The 17,724-nt window shown below is 64.5% G+C and carries 15 protein-coding genes; 5 read left to right on the forward strand and 10 right to left on the reverse strand.

Annotated features, from left to right (window positions below):
* Position 1: 1 nt before the first annotated feature.
* Complete coding sequence (locus ACSSVG_RS12745) at positions 2-1,348, forward strand: NtaA/DmoA family FMN-dependent monooxygenase (protein WP_492415105.1); 1,347 nt, start codon at positions 2-4, stop codon at positions 1,346-1,348.
* Positions 1,345-1,506 carry a hypothetical protein gene (locus ACSSVG_RS12750; RefSeq protein ID WP_492415106.1) on the forward strand — a complete coding sequence of 54 codons (162 nt, stop codon included), beginning with the start codon at positions 1,345-1,347 and terminating at the stop codon, positions 1,504-1,506. The genes ACSSVG_RS12745 and ACSSVG_RS12750 overlap by 4 nt, the downstream gene beginning before the upstream one ends.
* Here ACSSVG_RS12750 and ACSSVG_RS12755 read toward each other — a convergent pair.
* A complete protein-coding gene (locus ACSSVG_RS12755; protein WP_492415107.1) occupies positions 1,503-2,720 on the reverse strand; it encodes an FG-GAP repeat domain-containing protein in 1,218 nt (405 codons plus the stop codon). The genes ACSSVG_RS12750 and ACSSVG_RS12755 overlap by 4 nt on opposite strands.
* 63 nt (positions 2,721-2,783) lie before the next feature.
* Entirely contained in the window at positions 2,784-3,233 is a 450-nt protein-coding gene (locus ACSSVG_RS12760) for a GNAT family N-acetyltransferase (protein WP_492415108.1), read from the reverse strand.
* Between the two features lie 79 nt (positions 3,234-3,312).
* Between ACSSVG_RS12760 and ACSSVG_RS12765 the strand changes: the two genes are divergently transcribed.
* Positions 3,313-4,242 (forward strand): threonine/serine dehydratase, encoded by a 930-nt coding sequence (locus tag ACSSVG_RS12765; RefSeq protein WP_492415109.1) that lies wholly within the window; start codon positions 3,313-3,315, stop codon positions 4,240-4,242.
* Between the two features lie 81 nt (positions 4,243-4,323).
* On the opposite strand, the gene ACSSVG_RS12770 is transcribed toward ACSSVG_RS12765, so the two are convergent.
* Positions 4,324-5,322, reverse strand: coding sequence for an ABC transporter substrate-binding protein (locus ACSSVG_RS12770; protein ID WP_492415110.1), 999 nt, complete (start codon positions 5,320-5,322; stop codon positions 4,324-4,326).
* 281 nt (positions 5,323-5,603) lie between these two features.
* Between ACSSVG_RS12770 and ACSSVG_RS12775 the strand changes: the two genes are divergently transcribed.
* Positions 5,604-6,593, forward strand: coding sequence for an LLM class flavin-dependent oxidoreductase (locus ACSSVG_RS12775; RefSeq protein ID WP_492415111.1), 990 nt, complete (start codon positions 5,604-5,606; stop codon positions 6,591-6,593).
* A gap of 106 nt (positions 6,594-6,699) precedes the next feature.
* Positions 6,700-9,336: a trehalase-like domain-containing protein gene (locus tag ACSSVG_RS12780; RefSeq protein WP_231338460.1), complete on the forward strand. Its 2,637-nt coding sequence runs from the start codon at positions 6,700-6,702 to the stop codon at positions 9,334-9,336.
* A 23-nt stretch (positions 9,337-9,359) separates the two neighbouring features.
* Here the strand turns inward: ACSSVG_RS12780 and ACSSVG_RS12785 are convergent, their stop codons facing one another.
* From ACSSVG_RS12785 to ACSSVG_RS12815, 7 genes are all read right to left on the reverse strand, one after another.
* Positions 9,360-10,286 (reverse strand): AEC family transporter, encoded by a 927-nt coding sequence (locus ACSSVG_RS12785; RefSeq protein WP_492415112.1) that lies wholly within the window; start codon positions 10,284-10,286, stop codon positions 9,360-9,362.
* Positions 10,287-10,470: 184 nt separating this feature from the next.
* Positions 10,471-10,902, reverse strand: coding sequence for an aspartate 1-decarboxylase (gene panD / locus ACSSVG_RS12790; protein ID WP_024818390.1), 432 nt, complete (start codon positions 10,900-10,902; stop codon positions 10,471-10,473).
* A 92-nt stretch (positions 10,903-10,994) separates the two neighbouring features.
* Positions 10,995-12,347, reverse strand: a complete 1,353-nt coding sequence (locus ACSSVG_RS12795; RefSeq protein WP_492415113.1) for a sensor domain-containing phosphodiesterase — start codon at positions 12,345-12,347, stop codon at positions 10,995-10,997.
* A gap of 173 nt (positions 12,348-12,520) precedes the next feature.
* A complete protein-coding gene (locus ACSSVG_RS12800) occupies positions 12,521-14,041 on the reverse strand; it encodes a rhamnulokinase (protein WP_492415114.1) in 1,521 nt (506 codons plus the stop codon).
* 8 nt (positions 14,042-14,049) lie between these two features.
* Complete coding sequence (locus ACSSVG_RS12805) at positions 14,050-16,086, reverse strand: bifunctional aldolase/short-chain dehydrogenase (RefSeq protein ID WP_492415115.1); 2,037 nt, start codon at positions 16,084-16,086, stop codon at positions 14,050-14,052.
* A gap of 3 nt (positions 16,087-16,089) precedes the next feature.
* Positions 16,090-17,256, reverse strand: a complete 1,167-nt coding sequence (rhaI, locus tag ACSSVG_RS12810; RefSeq protein WP_253464776.1) for an L-rhamnose isomerase — start codon at positions 17,254-17,256, stop codon at positions 16,090-16,092.
* Positions 17,253-17,660: an L-rhamnose mutarotase gene (locus ACSSVG_RS12815; RefSeq protein WP_231338466.1), complete on the reverse strand. Its 408-nt coding sequence runs from the start codon at positions 17,658-17,660 to the stop codon at positions 17,253-17,255. The genes rhaI and ACSSVG_RS12815 overlap by 4 nt, the downstream gene beginning before the upstream one ends.
* Between the last annotated feature and the right edge of the window lie 64 nt (positions 17,661-17,724).

The following is a 17,724-nucleotide window of genomic DNA, read 5'->3' on the forward strand; positions in this document are numbered from 1 at the left end:
CATGACAAGCGACATTTTCCAGCCCAGCGGCCACATCCAGTTCGGCATCTTCTTCCAAGGCGTCAACTCCGGCACTATTTGGAAAGCCGCCGAATCCGGTTCGCAGACCGACTTTGAGTCGTTCCGCCGGATCGTCCAGACCGCCGAGCGCGGCAAGTTCGCCGCGTTCTTCCTGGGCGAAGGACTCCGGCTCCGCGAGCACCTTGGCCGGCCCCACGCCCTGGACGTGGTGGGCCGTCCGGACGCGCAAACCATGCTGGCCGCCTTGGCTGCCGTGACCTCCAACATCGGCTTGGTGGCCACCCAGAACACCACGTACAACGATCCCGCAGACCTCGCGCACCGTTTGGCGTCGCTGGACCTGATCTCCGGCGGCAGGGCTGCTTGGAACATCGTCACCACGGACAACGCCTGGACAGGGGCAAACTTCCGCCGCGGCGGCTACCTGGACCATGCGGACCGTTACAAGCATGCAGAAGCCTTCGTTGAGACTGCCAAGCGAATCTGGGATTCGTGGGAAACACCTTCCGGCCCGGCACGACGCGTTCTTCACGAGGGTCAGCACTACACCGTGGACGTCACCCCGTTGTTGCCCCGCAGCGCCCAGTACCGCCCCGTGCTTTTCCAGGCCGGCGACTCCCCGGACGGCCGTGACTTCGCAGCCCGCCAGGCAGACGTGATCTTCTCCGCGCACCCCAAGTTCGACAACGCCGTGGAATTCCGCCGCGACATCGTTGCCCGCTCCATCGCAGCCGGCCGCGGTGCCAACGCCGTGCAGATCATGCCGGCCAGCGAATTCATCCTCGCAGCCACAGACCAGGAAGCACAGGACAAGAAAGCATGGGTCCGCAGCCTGCAGATCGGCCCGCAGCAGGCTATTGCCTACCTGGAGCAATTCTGGGGCCGCGAGCTCACCTCCTATGATCCCGATGGTCCCCTTCCGGAGATCGATCCCGTCGTGGAAGAAACCTCCGAGACCCGGGGCAGCGGGTTCCACGGCGCCAAGGCCCGGCAGCTCGCCGATCAGTGGAGGGCCGAGGCCAAGGACAAGGGCCTGTCCATCCGCCAGTTCGTCACGTCCAAGACGGCACGCGTCGACGCCACGTTCACCGGCTCCTACACCGCCGTGGCCGACCACCTCGCGGAATACGCACGCGTTGGTGCGGTGGACGGGTTCAACATCTCGCCATGGCTCATCCCCACTGGCCTGGATGACATCGTGAACCACCTGGTGCCCGAGCTCCAGGAACGGGGCGTTTATCCCACGGAATACCGGGGCACCACCCTCCGCGAAAACCTTGGGCTGGAGACCCCGGTGCGCTCCGCTGAGTCGGTGCGGGTCTCATGAGCACGGGCCGCCTGGTGCAGCTCTGCCGGCGCTGGTTTGGCTTCACGCCGGACCAGCACGGCGGAGCGCCCGACGGCGGCGGGCCGGGTGCCGCCGTCGTCGACGGTTCGCGCGGGACTGTCAGCCTGCAGCTGACGGTGTTGGGGCAACCGCTTTAGAGCAGTTCCTTGAAGACGTTCCAACCCCGGCCGATAGGCCCGTAAGGGCCGTACAGCGCTGTGTTTGATGCGCCCGTAATGTAACTGAGAAGGCTGCCGTCGGCGTCAACGGCAGAGAGCTCGTTGTATTTCGAGTGGCCGGAACTGCCGAGCCCGGCCACGTCGGAGAACGCCGCCCACCCGACGCCGACGTGTGCAGGCTCCTCCCAGCCACCCTCGCCGTCGGAGGGGTACTGGTGCAGGTCGCCATGCTGGTCGCGTCCGAAAATATCCACGGCACCGTCGGCGTTCATGTCGCCACCGGTGATGATCTTGTTCATGACCTGCCAGCCCCAGCCCACCTGCTCCGGGTCGAGCCAGCCGCCCTCGCCGTCGCCGGGGTAAAGGAAAAGCCCGCCCGCGGCGTCGCGTGCCAGCACATCGTTGGTGCCGTCGCCGTTGAAGTCGCCCGGACCGACAATGGTGTTGAAGACGTTCCAGCCCTGGCCAACTTGCTCGCGGTCGAGCCAGCCGCCCTCGCCGTCGCCGGGGTAGAGGAACAGGTTGCCCGCCGCGTCCCTGCCGAGGAGATCATTGAAGCCGTCCCCGTCGAAGTCTCCGGGGGAGAAGACGATATTGAAGACGTTCCACCCTTGGCCTACCTGCTGGGGCTCGTCCCACGAACCCCAGTACGCAGGACAGGGTCCCTCGCAGGCGCCCTTGTAATAGGTATATGTCCGCGGGTACAGGATGAGCCGGCCGTCGTTGGTCCGGGCGAGCGGTTCAAAGTTGCCCCGTCCGGTCCAGCCCATCGCCCGGCTGGATGCCTTGATGGGCAGGGACTCCGCGCTCAGTTGCGTGCCGGTGGGGCAGCCCTGGCTCCCCGGTGTCAGAGGGTGCACCCGCATCGAAATTCGGCTGCCCTGGTCCTTCGGGAGGATCCGCAAGGTTTCCCCTTGCCGTTCCTCGGGGAGCGCCTCGCCGTCGCGCAACCACTCCAAAGTAATGGCGTCGCCCGAGCCGTCCGCATCCCTGCAGCCCCAATAGCTGTAGTCGTACTGTCGGCGCAGTTCGGCACCCACGTACGCGGCGCCGTCGATGATGGGCGTTGGTTGGTTGTCCGCAGTGGCTGGCGGTGCGCCGGTAGCCAAGAGCCCGGTAGCCAAGAGCCCGGCCGCCAGGGCCATTGCTGAAAGCGTTGAAAACCGCTTGGTGCGCGCTCGAACGTTCCCCATGATGTTCCCCCCGGAAGCCGGCATTGATGTTTGTGCTGACGTTACCGCACAGGCGGCTGGCAGTCAGGAAGCGCTGGGGTTTGGGGCCACCATGAACACATCGATCGGGTCCTCGGACTCCAGCACAAAGCCATGCCGCTCATATAAGTGGCGGGCGGCGCTGCCTTGAAGCACGTTCAAACGGAACGGGCGTTCGTCAACGGAACCCGCCAAGACGTGTCGGAGCACGGCACCGCCCAGGCCCCTGCCTTGATGGGTCGGGGCAACGTAGAAGTGCTCAATCCACCGCGCGTCCGGCTCGGGACGAACGGCAATGACACCGGCATCCACGCCGTCGGTATGGATGATGTACGTGTACTCCGGCTGGAAACCGTTCAGGAAGCGCTCGCGGACGCGGATGGGATCGAATCGCTGCAACCGTTCCAGGTCAGGGCGCATCACCACGGCCCTGAGTTCCGCGATCCAGGCAGCGTCGGAGGCAACGGCAGGGCGGAGGGCAAAATCGGCAGGCATGGATCCAGCCTATGCTGCACAGTCGGTCAGGACGTCTTCGCAAACCATAGGATGAAACGGACGGAAAGGTGCAGCCACGATGGTCACACGCGAAGAAGTAGAAGCAGCGTACTCACGGACAGCGGGTTGGGTCCGCCACACACCCCTTGCCGAGAGCGGCGACCAGGAGCCGTACCACCTGTGGTTCAAGTGCGAATACATGCAGCACACGGGTTCGTTCAAGGCACGTGGCGCGTTCAACCGGCTCCTCACGGCGAAGGAGAACGGCGAGCTGGACCCTGAAGTGGGCGTCGTGGTGGCTTCCGGTGGCAACGCGGGCCTGGCCAACGCCTATGCCGCAGCCAAGCTGGGAGTCCCCGCCACCGTCTTTGTTCCCGAGTCTGCCCCGGCAAACAAGGTCCATAAGCTCTACGCCATTGGTGCCACCGTGGTCCAGGGTGGCGCCGAGTACGCCGAGGCCTACGCGGCCGCAGTACGGTTCGCCGAGGAGAAGGGCGCGGTCTACTGCCACGCCTACGACCAGCCGGAGATCGTGGCGGGCGCCGGCGGGGTAGGGCTTGAGCTGCTGGATGAACTGCCCGACGTCGACACCATCCTCGTTGCTGTTGGCGGCGGCGGCCTGATGGGCGGCATCGCGGCGGCGGCAGAGGGCAGGGCGCGTGTTGTGGGCGTCGAACCGGAAACGGTTCCCACCCTGCACACCGCGCTGGCCCAAGGCGAACCAGTGGATGTGGCGGTCTCCGGGATCGCGGCCGATTCCCTCGGCGCCCGCCGGATCGGCGAGATTGGCTTCGGAGTCGCCCGCCGCACGGGTGTCCAGAGCGTGCTGGTCACGGATGAGGACATCGTCCAGGCGCGCCGTGCCCTCTGGGAGAAGCACCGGATCGTCGTGGAACACGGTGCTGCCGCAGCGTACGCGGCGTTGCTGTCCGGCGCCTACACTCCACGGGCGGGCGAAACCGTGGCAGTGATCCTCTGCGGGGCCAACACGGACCCCGCCCACTTCTAACCGCACCCAAGTAAGTCGCAGCAGATGCCCTCCTGAGGGTTCAAAAGGGCATCTGCTGCTACTCAGTCGGGTCAGCGGTTCCTACTTCTTGGGCAGGCCTGCCGGATTCAGCTCGGACGCGGGAATGGCCTCGGAAGAGAGACCCCAACGGTCCAGGATCTTTCCGTAGTTGCCGTCCTTGATCAGGGTATTGAGCGCAGCCTGGGCGGCCACGGCCAAGCCGTTGCCCTTCTGGGTGGTGAACGCGATCTCGGCCTTCAGCGGCCAGCCACCTTCCAGCGTGCCCACCTCCTTGGTCTTGCCATCCTTGGCCGCCTTGTAAGCGGCCGAAGCGTTTGGCCCGAACGTGAGGTCCGCGCGGCCTGACTGGAGGGCGAGCTGGGAGGCGGAGTCGTCGTCGTAATACTGGAACTCAACCGGCTTCAAGCCGTTCTTCTTGTTCTCCTCGTCCCAGCGCACCAGGATGGCTTCCTGGTTGGTGCCCGAGCCGACGATGATGCGTTTGCCGGCCACGTCCTTCGCTTCCTTGATGCTTGAAATGTCCGAGTCCGTCTTGGCGTAGAAACCCAGAAGGTCGTTGCGGTACGTGGCGAAGTCGAACTTCTCCTTGCGTGCTTCGGTGACTGTCACGTTGGACAGGACGGCCTCGTACTTGCCTGATTCGACGCCCAACGGCCAGTCAGCCCACGCCACCGGCAGCACCTCGACCTGCAGTCCCAGGCTCTCGCCCACAGCATAGGCAATATCCACTTCGCTGCCGATGAGGGTCTTGTTATCCGTAGCGAAGGTGCTCAGCGGGGGAGTGCCGCCGGTGGTGACCACTGTGAGCTTGCCGTCGGCTTTGATGGCGTCCGGAACCAGTGCGGCCGCCGCGGAGTCCACGCTCACCTTGATGCGGTCCTGCTGCGGGGTCAGATTGAATTCCTTGGTGCTTGATGAGGCGTTCGCGCTTGCCGACCCTTGTGGAGCGGACGCGTTGGTTGCCGCTGTCGCCCCAGGATCGGAGCAGGCCGCGAGCCCCAACAGGGCGGTAGCGGCCAGCGCCGCGGTCACGCCGGATTTGGCTGCGAAACGTGCCATTTGTTCTCCTTGGATTGCCCGAATCGGGAAGTCTGATGCGTACTTGTGGCTGCAACTATCCGGCAGCCCGCTGATACAGGTCAAAGCCCCCTGAAACGCTGGGATACAGGGGTTCACGGCGGTTAATCGGGCGTACAACGGGGTCACAAAACTGCCCCGGGACCTTCGGAAAACCGAGCGCGACGCAACTCACAGAAATAAGCCGGGTGCCGCCGTCGTTGTCGCTAGAGTGCCCGGCAACCAACAGTGCGGGCACCGCAAACGTACCGAAAGGCCTTCCCGTGACTGTTCCTCTTTCCATCCTCGACCTGGCAACCATCGGCAAGGGCCAGACGGTGGCGGAAAGCCTCGCGGGCAGCGTGGCCATGGCGCAGAAGGCCGAAGAGCTGGGCTACCGCCGCGTTTGGTATGCGGAGCACCACAACATGTCCGCCATTGCCTCCTCGGCTACCAGCGTGCTGATTGCGCACGTCGCCGCGCACACCAACACCATCCGCCTCGGGGCAGGTGGCGTCATGCTGCCCAACCACTCGCCGCTGACCATCGCGGAGCAATTCGGCACACTCGAGACCCTGCACCCGGGACGAATCGACCTCGGGCTGGGACGCGCGCCCGGCAGTGACCAGAACACCATGCGCGCCTTGCGTCGCGACCACACGTCCTCGGACAGGTTCCCGCAGGACGTCCTGGAACTTCAGGGCTACCTCACCGGACCCACCCGCATCCAGGGTGTCGAAGCGACGCCGGGCAAGGGCACCAACGTGCCGCTCTACATCCTGGGATCCTCGCTGTTCGGAGCCCAGCTGGCCGCCCAGTTGGGCCTTCCCTATGCCTTTGCTTCACATTTCGCGCCGGCAGCCCTGCAGGACGCTGTTGCGGTCTACCGACGCGAATTCAAGCCGTCCGAGCAGTTGTCGGAGCCGCACGTCATCGCGGGCGTGAACGTCACAGCGGCGGACTCCAATGCCGAGGCACAAGCCATCCACCTCGCCGTGAAGCGCGCCCGGGTGTCCCTGTTCTTCGGCGGCGGACGCGAGTTCACCGATGACGAGGCCGACATGGTGCTCGACTCGCCGCAAGGCCAGCACATCGCCCAGATGATGAAGTTCTCCGCTGTAGGAACCAAGGATGTGGTGCGTGACTACCTTGATGAGTTCGCGGCGTTCGCCGATGCCGACGAGCTGATCGTGGCGCACCAGAGCATCGGAACCGAAGAACGCCTGCGGTCCGTGGAGCTCGTGGCCGAGGTCGCAGGACTGGTTCCTGCGTAACCCTGCATAAATCCAAGGAATAGCTTTACGCATTTGCAATCTACTAGGTAGTCAAGCGAAACCGTCCGGGCGGAGACTGTAGCTATCCGCTTCGGAAGGATTCGCCATGCCTACGCATTTGAACCAATCAGTCGCCGACTCCGCGCTGCTGATGAAATCGCTCCCGCTTGGCCTTCTCCGGACAGTGCTCCAGTCCGACGCGGAGAACGGCATTACCCCGCAGTTGTTCGCGGAGCTCAGGGTCCTCGCCCGGGTCCCTGGTTTGTTGGTGGCCTGCAACTATGGCGGCACCCTGTGTTCGGCGGAGGGCGTTTCCACAGAGACCTTGCCCCTGGACAGTGCCGCCGTTGCCCTCCGGGCGCTCGCCGCCCTACCCAACACCCACACCGCCATCATTTCCGGGCGGTCCCTCAGGGATCTGGCCGCAGTGTCGCGGCTGCCGGCCGAGGTGCACTTGGTGGGCTCCCACGGGGTTGAGTTCGACATGGGCTACGCCTACACGCTCTCGCTTGCCACGGAACAACTGCTCCAGCAGGCGGCCACCGCACTGACGGAAGCCGTCGGTTTCGAAAAAGGCATCAGCATTGTCCGCAAACCAGTGGGCGTCGCGGTGCATACCCGGCCGGCGACCCCTGAAGTAGTGGACCGGGTGATTTTCGCTTCGCAGAAGATCGCCATCGAGTTTGGTCTGTACTTCATCATTGACGGAACGGTCCTGGACCTGACCGTCGAAGAACCAGCCAAGGGACAAGCCCTGGAACAGCTCCGGTCGAGGCTTGGGGTCAGCGCTGCGCTGTACGCGGGAGACGCCGAGAGCGATGAAAAGGCGCTCGCCACCCTGCGCGGCCCGGACCTTGGGTTGCATGTCGGCGCGGGGGATACGACGGCGGCACACACCATTCCGGACCCGGAGTCCTTTGCGCGTGTGCTGGCTTTGTTGTTCGAACTACGGCGGGCGTGGCTGTTCGGCGAGGACGCAGTAGGCCTGGAACGACATTCGATGATCGGCAACGGAAGTTCCACGGCCCTGCTCACTCCGGATGCAAAAGTCTGCTGGATGAGCCACCCTTTGCCCGATTCCGGATCCCTGTTTGCGCACATCCTGGGCGGCGACCCCGCCGGCCACTTCAGTATTGAGCCGGTGAAGCCCTCGCAGGTGCTGGCGCAGCGCTACGTGGATAACACCATGATCGTCGAAACCCGCTGGGCGGATGTCACGGTGACCGATTATCTTGAGCCCGCACCGGAGGGCATCACCAGTCTGGTTCGCGTCCTGTCCGGGACGGGTGATGCGCGCGTCGTGTTCGCACCACGGCCCGACTACGCCAATGCGCCTTTCAATATGGAGATCCGCGGCGATGAGGTCCACATCATCGGCACCTCGGATCCGATCATTCTTTCGGCGCCGGGCGTTGATTTCACCATCACCAGCGACGGAAAGTATGCGACGGCGACAGCCCAGGTCGCCCTTCAGTCCGGGCCCGTGGTCCTGAATCTGCGCTGCGGTGACACTGAACCGCCACCCCCGGACCCGACCGGCGAACCCCAGCGGCGTGCCGCCGTCGGGCAGGTATCGCGGGAGTGGGTCAAGGCCCTGCAACTGCCAACCATCAAAACGTCGCTGGTGCGGCGCTCGGCGCTGGTGCTCAAGTCGCTCGTCCACGAGCCCACGGGCGCGGTACTGGCCGCGCCCACCACGTCCCTGCCCGAGGGCATCGGCGGAACAAGGAACTGGGACTACCGGTATTGCTGGCTCCGGGACGGGTCCATGACGGTGAACTCGTTGGTGTCTTTGGGATCCACGGAAGAAGCTGACGGTTTCCTCAGCTGGCTGGGGCGCATCCTGGAGAACGCTCCCGGCCCCGAATGGCTGCACCCCTTGTATTCGGTGACAGGGTCACCGCTGTCCACTGAAGCCATCGTGGAGAGCCTGCCAGGTTATGCAGGATCGCGCCCGGTGCGGATCGGCAACGCCGCGGACCACCAAGTGCAGTTGGACGTGTTTGGGCCAATCGCCGAGCTCATCCACGATCTTGCGGAGCGGCGCGGCTTTTTGCCGGACGAACACTGGTACCTCATGGAGCAGATGGCTCACGCCGTGCTTGCCCGCTGGCATGAGCCGGACCACGGGATCTGGGAAGCCCGCCGACCGCCGCGGCACCACGTGTACACCAAGGTCATGTGTTGGGTGACGCTGGATCGTGCCCTCCGGACTGCGGCCCTGCATGGGCGGGTGGCGCATGCTGACTGGGCGCCCAATGCCCAAACCATCCGGGAGGAAGTTCTCCGGGAGGGGTGGGACGAGTCCGCCGCTTCCTACAGCGTTGCCTACGACAGCCCGGACCTTGACGCCGCGGTCCTGCACATCGGTTTGTCCGGCCTGTTGGACGCCCAGGACCAGCGGTTCCTGGACACCGTTACTGCCGTTGAGCGCGAGTTGCGTGTGGGGCCCACGGTTTTCCGTTACAGGTACGACGACGGCCTGCCGGGTTTGGAGGGCGGCTTCCACATCTGCACCACCTGGCTGATCGAGGCATACCTCGCTGTTGGCCGCCTGGACGATGCCCTGGAGCTGTTCAACCAGTTGGTGGCACTGTTTGGCCCCACAGGCCTCCTGCCGGAAGAGTACGATCCCGGAACGGAGACGCACCTGGGCAACCATCCGCAGGCCTACTCGCACCTGGGCTTCATACGCTGTGCGCAACTCCTGGACCATTACCTGGCCAGCGCAGACGTGGAGTAAGCCCTTCCTTGGGTAAGGCAGCGCTACGCGAGCAGCAGCGCCACGGCGATCATTGCAGGCACGGCCACGATAGTGGTTATCAGCACGGTGTCCTTGGCCACGGTGATTCCTGCCTGGTACCGGTTGGCCGCAACGAACACATTCTGGGCCGTCGGCAGCGCGGACGTGACCACCACGGCGAACAGCGCATGCCCGTCCATCCCCAGGGCAAAACGGGCGAACAGGTAGGCGATCAACGGGTGCACAACCAGTTTGAAGCCGCTCGCCAGCAACGTATCCACCCTGCGTCCAGCGGATTTTTGCAGCGGCCTGGATCCATTGAGGCTCATGCCGAAAGCCATCAGCATGGCCGGAATCGCCGCTCCGCCGATCAGGTGGATGGGCTCCAGGATCAGCGTTGGCACCTGGAATCCGGTACCGGCCACCAGCAGGCCGAGTGCCGAGCCCACGATCATGGGATTCTTCACGATCATCAGCAGGAAGCGCAGTGGAGTGGTGCGGTGTGTGCTGGTGCTGGCATCGAGGGCCATCAGGTACATGGGTGTGAAGAAGGCCAGTTGGAAGATCAGCAACGGAGCCACATAGCTCGCGTCACCCAGCACAAACACCGCAATGGGGATGCCGAGGTTCGCGGAGTTGGCCAGGGACGAGCTCATGGACGACATGAGGGCTTCCGGCATGGCGCGCTTCAGCCAAAACTTCACGATCAGGAAGAACAAAAGGCCGGTGATGATGGCGCCCACAGCGGTGACCAGGAGAGGCGCTGCGAAGACATCGTGCAGCTTGGCCTTGCTCAACGTCTCGAACAGGAGCGCCGGGCTTGCTACGAAAAAGGTCAGAGAGCTCAGGACGGACCGGGCGTTCTCGCCGAGGATCTCCCGACGCCCCACGAACATGCCCACCAGGATGATGGCCCAGACAACGAAGAACCCCGACAGGACGCCAATCATGACAGCGTGCGGGTGGGGTTTCGTAGGATCACGAACACCAGCCTAGCCAACGCTGCCACGCGAGTAAGCGTTTTCTCGCCAGAGTTCCGGCATGCGGACACTGGAGTTTTTGTACAGCTAATGACCTTATAGGGCCGTCTTAGCGGCATTAACTGTACAAAAACGCGTTCGTTGCTGTGGAGACTTAGCTGAGGTGCGCTGCGTTACTCAGCGCGTGCGGCGGGCGCATGAGCCCGGGGGTATGGCCTTCGGCGGGGTCGTTGCCGAGCTGCAGGATCTTGTTGTCCTTGCCCACGTGGACCACCCTGGGCTCGTAGCTCCGGGCCTCCTCGGTGGTCATCTCCGCGTAGGTGATGAGGATGACGGTGTCGCCAACATGGACCATGTGGGCAGCCGCTCCGTTGATCCCTATCACGCCGGAACCGCGCTCGCCGGCGATGGTGTAGGTCTCCAGCCGGGCGCCGTTGGTGACGTCCACAATGGAGACGAGTTCGCCGGGAAGGATATCGGCCGCGTCCAGGAGGTCCAGGTCGACAGTGACCGAACCGACGTAGTGGAGGTCGGCGTGGGTCACCGTTGCGCGGTGGATCTTGGACTTGAACATTGTGCGGATCATAATGCGATCAGTTTAGCGCGGCACCCTCATCCAGCGCTGTGACGTACAAGACGTTCGCGGGACGTCGGCGGGCGTCGCTCGCCTTGGCGGAGTCAGCTTCCAGGCAGCCCCGCCCATTTGATCCAATCCGTCGGTTGCGTGGAAGGTTTGCCCAGGAAGTAGCCCTGGGCCGCCGACATGCCCAATTCCGTAATGACCTGAAGCTCCGCCGCTGTCTCCACGCCTTCGGCTGTCACCGATGCGCCGACCTCCGTGGCAAAGCTGACCATGGAAGCAGCGAGGGCACGGTTGGATGCTTGGCGATCAATCCCTTTGATGATGCTGCGGTCCACCTTGATCACTTCCGGGTCAAGCTTCATGATGTGCCTCATGGAGGCGAACCCGGCGCCGGCATCATCGACCACCAGGTGGACGCCCTTGGCGCGCAGGGGTGCCACGGCTGCGGCCAGTTGCTCGTAGTCGAGCACTTCCTGCCGCTCAGTGAGCTCCAAACTGAGCCTGTCCGGGTTGATCGCTGCGCCAGCGAGTGCGTCCTGGATCCGCTGGTCGAGGCAGGCGCTGGGAGACAAATTAACGGCCAAACTGAACTCGCCGGGCAATTTGGTGGCGGTGTGAAGAGCTGTTCTCAGGGCCAACAGCTCCAGGTCTATTCCCAGCCCCACGGTTTCAGCTCTGGTGAACCAGGCTTCGGGGGACGTCGTGGCCGCATCAGGAAAGCGGGATAGTGCCTCGACCCCCAAGGTCCGCCCGGTCTTGATGCACAGAAGTGGTTGAAAAGCGGTGACAAGTGCCTGCGAGGATATGACGCCCAGGACAAGGGAGCGTTCAGCGTCCAGAGCTGTGCCGCCGGTTGCGGTGCTCGGACGGGCCAGGCCTTCGAATCCGATCGCCAAGCCCGAATCGTCATAGACCGTGTGCCCGCTGACGTCCATGACAACCCGGGTGCCGTCCCGGTGCCTGCAAGCCAACGTCACGCCGTCGAAGTACGATTCGGCACCGTTATCGGCGTCGGGACGCCACACCGAGGCAAGGTCCCGAGGATCCAGGACGAGGCTGATGGGGCTTCCCGTGAGTTCTTCCGGGGTATATCCAGTCAGTTGTTGGCACATTGGACTGGAGTGGGTGATGATGCCCGCTGCGTCCACCGCCCAGAGCCACTCCTTGCTGGTCACCATCATGGTCCGGGAGCCTGGTTCGGAAGCGTTTCGAGGTGGTTCGCTGGACCTCTTCTTCGGCAGCTTCTTCGTCACCGCACGAACGAGCAAGAACAGAAGTACTACTGCCGACATGACTATCAGCGGGTCAAGCAGCCACAGTTGCGGAAGTGACTGCCTGCTCGGTTCCCTGTTAAACCACGACGGGACGCGCACCATTAGTACCAGGAGCACGTTGACCAGGGCGGCGGCAGCCAACCACGCCCATACCGGCACTTTCCTGAACAACATCAGGCGCCCGGAGTCTTATGCCGACCCAGAGGCGATTGGGTGGAATGTGCCGTGCTGGCCACCTTCAGGCAGTGTTTTCTCCTGCAACGAATCTGTCCCCCTTCGTGTGGCCCTCCCGGACTGTCGGCATCAGGCCATGATTCCTCAGCGTACTTCCATCGGCCTCCTGTTCCCTAGGACATGCCGGACTCCTGTGGCACCAGTTCCCTGGAGCTCTGGTACCGCACCAGATCCGTTCCTGCAGCCACGAGTTCGCGCAGCTCAACCAGCCCTCCGGTCACCACTCCAGCGGCCCGTGCCTGGACCAGGACATTGCCCTGGGCTGTCGCCTCAACGGGTCCGGCGATCACGGGTTTGCCAGTGGCATCGGCGGTGAGCTGGCACAGGAGCCGGTTCTGCGAACCGCCACCGACAATGTGCACTACGCCGGTAGCGCGGCCGGTGAGCCGCTCGGCATCGGCCAAGGTCCGTGCATACCCGGCCGCGAGGCTGTCCATGATGCAACGCACGACGGCGGCGGGCCGGTCCGGGAGCACCGCGCCAGTGTTGCGCACGGCTGAGCGGATCCGGTCCGGCATGTTGTCCGGTGCCGTGAAGCTGGGGTCGTCGGCGTTGATCTGAGGTCCGCCGGCAGGAAGTGCTGCCGCCGAGTCGAGCAGTGCCGTGAGTGCTTGCGTGTAGCCTTCAGCGGCCCACGCACGTTGGCACTCGCTGAGCAACCAGAGGCCACCGACATTGCGGAGGTACCGGACGGTTCCGTCCACGCCGCGTTCGTTGGTGAAGTTGGCCTGTCGGCTCGCTTCGCTGAGCACCGGGCGGGAGAGCTCCACGCCTACCAAGGACCAGGTGCCGGAGGAGATATACGCGAAATCCTGGTCCTCTGCGGGGACTGCGGCAACGGCTGATGCGGTGTCGTGCGAACCCACGGCAACCACGGTGGTGTCCGCCGGGAGGCCCGTCAGTTCAAGGATTCCCGGCAGCAGCGTTCCGACGGTTTCGCCGGGCTGGATGAGCGGCGGGAAGAGGTTCCGGGGCAAGCCGAGGGCATCAAGGAACTCGACGGCCCATTCACCGGCAACAGCGTCGAACAGCCCGGTAGTGGAGGCGTTCGTGGCCTCGGTCCGGCGTTCACCCGTCAGCAGGAACGCGATCAGGTCCGGGATCAGGAGAGCCTGCAGCCCGTCCAGGGTGGGCTCCGCTGCGAGCTGGTAGAGGGTGTTGAACTGCAAAAACTGCAGGCCGGTGGTGGCATACAGCCTCTCCGGGGGAATTGCTGCATGCACGCGCTGCACCGTCGCCCGGCTGCGCTCGTCCCGGTAGCTGAACGGAACCGAGGTGAGGTCGCCGGCGTCGTTCACCAATCCGTAGTCCACGGCCCAGGTGTCGATGCCGATGCTGGCGATGCGCTCGCCGTTCGTGGCCGCCACGGAAGCTGCCGCAGCCAAACCCTTGAGTACCTCGGCGAAGAGGGCGTTGAAGTCCCAGCGGAGGCCGCCGTCGAGCTCCACCACCCCGTTGGGGAAGCGGTGGATCGTCTCGAGCGACACACCGGATACCGAGGAGGCGCGGCCCAGCATCACGCGGCCGGAGGAGGCCCCGATGTCGATGGCGGCGAACACGGCGTTGCGGCCTGCGGGAGCGGACACCGCCCCGGCGTGTGCCGGGACGGTGCTCGCGATGGTTCCGTTGGTCACTGTCGGTCCTAGCGGAGGAATGCTGCCGCGACGCCGGCGTCCACGGGGATGTGGAGGCCAGTGGTGTGCGATAGCTCGTTGCTGGTGAGCACGGCGGCGGCGTTGGCCACGTGTTCCGGGAGGACTTCGCGCTTGAGGAGCGTGCGCTGGGCGTAGTACTTGCCCAGTTCCTGCTCGTCCACGCCGTACACGGCGGCACGCTTGGCGCCCCAGCCGCCGGCGAAGATGCCGGAGCCGCGGACCACGCCGTCGGGGTTGATGCCGTTGACGCGGACACCGTATTCGCCCAGTTCAGCGGCGAGGAGGCGGACCTGGTGCGCTTGGTCAGCCTTGGTGGCGGAGTACGCGATGTTGTTCGGGCCGGCGAACACAGAGTTCTTGGAGGAGATGTAGATGATGTCCCCGCCCAGGCCCTGATCGATCATGACCTTGGCCGCGGCCTTGGACACCAGGAACGAGCCCTTGGCCATGACGTTGTGCTGGAGGTCCCAGTCCTTCTCGGTGGTTTCCAGCAACGGCTTGGAGATGGACAGGCCGGCGTTGTTGACCACCAGGTCCAGGCCGCCGAACGCGAGCACGGCTTCCTGGATGGCAGCGGCGATCTGGGCTTCGTCGGTCACGTCCGCCTGGACGCCGATGGCGACGTCGGAGCCGCCCAGTTCCTCGGCGACCTTTTGGGCGTTCTCAAGGTTCAGGTCGGCAATGACGACGCACGCGCCGTCGGACGCCAAACGGGTGGCGATCGCCTTGCCAATGCCCGACGCCGCACCGGTCACCAGTGCGATGCGGGTGGCGTGGGACTTGGGCTTGGGCATCCGGGCGAGCTTGGCTTCTTCCAGCGCCCAGTACTCGATGCGGAACTTCTCGGATTCCTCGATGGGGGCGTAGGTGGAGATGGCCTCGGCGCCGCGCATCACGTTGATGGCGTTGAGGTAGAACTCGCCGGCCACGCGTGCGGTCTGCTTGTCCTTGCCGAAGGAGAACATGCCCACGCCCGGGATCAGCACGATGGCAGGGTCCGCGCCGCGCAGGGTCGGGCTGTTCTCGTCTGCATGGCGGTCGTAGTACGCCTGGTAGTCCTCGCGGTAGGCGGCGTGCAGTTCCTTCAACCGGGCCACGGAGTCTTCGATCGAGGCGTCAGCCGGCAGGTCCAGGACCAGCGGCTTGACCTTGGTGCGCAGGAAGTGGTCCGGGCAGGACGTACCCAGTGCGCCGAGGCGGGGGTGCTCTTCCGCGGCGAGGAATTCAAGGACGACGGCGTCATCACTGAAATGCCCCAGCTGCGGCTTGTCCGTGGAAGCCAGGCCGCGGATCACCGGTGCGAGTGCGGCTGCCTTGGCTTTGCGCTCAGCCTCGGGAAGCGCGGCGTAGCCGGGGAGCTGCGCGCCGAAGGGCTCGGTCTTGCCGTTGTCCTTGATGTAGTTCTCGGCCTGGTCAATGATCCAGAGCGAGTTGGCCTCGGCCTCTTCGCTGGTGGCACCCCACGCCGTGATGCCGTGGCCGCCCAGGATGGTGCCGATGGCCTGCGGGTTGGCTTCCTTGATCGCCGCGATGTCCAAGCCGAGCTGGAAACCGGGCCGACGCCACGGAACCCAGACAACCTTGTCGCCGAAGACCTTTGAGGTCAGCGCTTCGCCGTCAACCGCCGTCGCGATCGCGATGCCCGAGTCCGGGTGCAGGTGGTCAACGTGCGCAGCGTCCACCAGGCCGTGCATGGCGGTATCGATCGACGGCGCGGCGCCGCCTTTGCCGTGGAGGCAGTAATCGAACGCGGCCACCATTTCGTCTTCACGCTCGACGCCGGGGTAAACGGACTTGAGTGCCTGCAGCCGGTCCAGCCGGAGTACTGCGAGGTTCTCAGCTTTCAGCGTGCCGAGGTCGCCGCCGGAGCCTTTGACCCAGAGGAGCTCGACGTCCTGGCCGGTAACCGGGTCCTTCTCGGTGCCTTTGGCGGAGGTGTTGCCGCCGGCGAAGTTGGTGTTCCGCTTGTCCGCGCCGAGGCGGTTGGAACGGGAAATGAGCTCTTCAACAGTCTTGCTGGTCATCTTTTACGCGCCCCATCCGGCTTGCTGGCCGCCTGCGCGGTCCTCGTTGATCTTCTTCTGGTAGCCGCTGGCCTTGTAGGCGGCCATCGGGTCGGCGGGCAGCCCGCGGGATTCGCGCCACTCGGCCAGGACCGGGCGGACGTCGGTGTAGAAGGCATCGTTGAAGATGCCGTTGGCGGCCAGGACATCACCGGCACGCTGTGCTTCGGAGAGTGCCGCGGTGTCGATGAGCAGGGCGCGGGCAGTCATTTCCTGGACGTTGAGGACCGAGCGGATCTGGCCCGGGATCTTCTCTTCGAGGTTGTGGCACTGGTCCAGCATCAGCGCGACGCCGGAGTCCTTGCCGAAACCGCCGCCGCGGATGACTTCGTGCATGATGCGGAACAGCTGGAACGGATCAGCTGCGCCAACAATGAGGTCGTCATCGGCGTAGAAACGGGAATTGAAGTCGAAGGAACCCAGCTTGCCCAGCCGCAGGAGCTGCATGACGATGAACTCGATGTTGGTGCCCGGGGCGTGGTGGCCGGTGTCCAGGCAGACGAAGGCCTTCTCGCCGAGGGCAAGGGTCTGGGCGTAGGAGGTTCCCCAGTCCGGAACATCGGTGTGATAGAAAGCCGGCTCGAAGAACTTGTACTCCAGCACCAGGCGCTGCTCGTCGCCGAGGCCCGCGTAGATCTCCTGAAGGGACTCCGCGAGGCGGTCCTGGCGGCCGCGGATATCATCCTGGCCCGGGTAGTTGGTGCCATCAGCCAGCCAGATCTTCAGGTCCTTGGAACCGGTGGCGTGCATAATCCCGATGCATTCCAAGTGGTGATCGATCGCGCGGCGGCGAACGGACTCGTTGGACGAGGTGAGGGAGCCGAACTTGTACTCGTCGTCCTGGAACGTGTTGGAGTTGATGGTGCCCAGCCCAACGCCCAGTCCTGCGGCGTACTCGCGAAGCGCAGCGTAGTCCTCCACCTTGTCCCACGGAATGTGCAGGGCAACGGTGGGAGCCAGCCCCGTGAGTTCGTGGACCTTGGCGGCGTCGGCGATCTTTTCCTGAACGGTGCGCGGTGTACCCGGAGTGCCGAAGACCTTGAACCGGGTCCCGGAATTCCCGTAGGCCCAGGACGGCACTTCAATGGCCAGTTCCCCTAGACGGCCCAGGGCCGATTCTGTGGTGTTCATGCTTGTTCCTTCTGGTATTCGTGGGCGGAGTCTTTGTCTATGTGTGTGGGGCCGGTGGCGTCTGTGACGAGGCCGGCAGCTGCGAGCTGGTCCTCAAGGTTGAAAACTTCCTCGACGATCTCAAAGCCTTGGTCCGGGGGGACGTCGCTGTTCGCGAAGAGGGCGGCCATGTCGGCCTGCCAGCGTGCGTTGACCTCTGTGACTGCCATGCGGGCCTGGGCTGCCTCGTAGTCTTCGCACTCCAGGTAACCGATCAATTGGCCGTCGGGAGCGAGGAACAGGGAATAGTTGTTCCACCCGGCGTTCTTCAGCGCGGACAGCATCTCCGGCCATACGGCGGCGTGGCGCTGCTTGTACTCGGCCATCAGTTCCGGCTGGACTGAAGAGCGGAAACAAACCCTCATGTGCGGATCTCCAGGGTTACTCGTCTTTGAATCGTTTCATTTGTTACGATTCAAATTACCCTCG

This window comes from Paenarthrobacter sp. E2MeOHC11, from assembly GCF_058744955.1.

Coding starts and splice junctions, on each gene's coding strand:
- ACSSVG_RS12745 (WP_492415105.1), top strand. CDS start 2: ATGACAAGCGACATTTTCCAGCCCAGCGGCCACATCCAGTTCGGCATC.
- ACSSVG_RS12750 (WP_492415106.1), top strand. CDS start 1,345: ATGAGCACGGGCCGCCTGGTGCAGCTCTGCCGGCGCTGGTTTGGCTTC.
- ACSSVG_RS12755 (WP_492415107.1), bottom strand. CDS start 2,720: ATGGGGAACGTTCGAGCGCGCACCAAGCGGTTTTCAACGCTTTCAGCA.
- ACSSVG_RS12760 (WP_492415108.1), bottom strand. CDS start 3,233: ATGCCTGCCGATTTTGCCCTCCGCCCTGCCGTTGCCTCCGACGCTGCC.
- ACSSVG_RS12765 (WP_492415109.1), top strand. CDS start 3,313: ATGGTCACACGCGAAGAAGTAGAAGCAGCGTACTCACGGACAGCGGGT.
- ACSSVG_RS12770 (WP_492415110.1), bottom strand. CDS start 5,322: ATGGCACGTTTCGCAGCCAAATCCGGCGTGACCGCGGCGCTGGCCGCT.
- ACSSVG_RS12780 (WP_231338460.1), top strand. CDS start 6,700: ATGCCTACGCATTTGAACCAATCAGTCGCCGACTCCGCGCTGCTGATG.
- ACSSVG_RS12785 (WP_492415112.1), bottom strand. CDS start 10,286: ATGATTGGCGTCCTGTCGGGGTTCTTCGTTGTCTGGGCCATCATCCTG.
- panD (WP_024818390.1), bottom strand. CDS start 10,902: ATGATCCGCACAATGTTCAAGTCCAAGATCCACCGCGCAACGGTGACC.
- ACSSVG_RS12795 (WP_492415113.1), bottom strand. CDS start 12,347: ATGTTGTTCAGGAAAGTGCCGGTATGGGCGTGGTTGGCTGCCGCCGCC.
- ACSSVG_RS12805 (WP_492415115.1), bottom strand. CDS start 16,086: ATGACCAGCAAGACTGTTGAAGAGCTCATTTCCCGTTCCAACCGCCTC.
- rhaI (WP_253464776.1), bottom strand. CDS start 17,256: ATGAACACCACAGAATCGGCCCTGGGCCGTCTAGGGGAACTGGCCATT.
- ACSSVG_RS12815 (WP_231338466.1), bottom strand. CDS start 17,660: ATGAGGGTTTGTTTCCGCTCTTCAGTCCAGCCGGAACTGATGGCCGAG.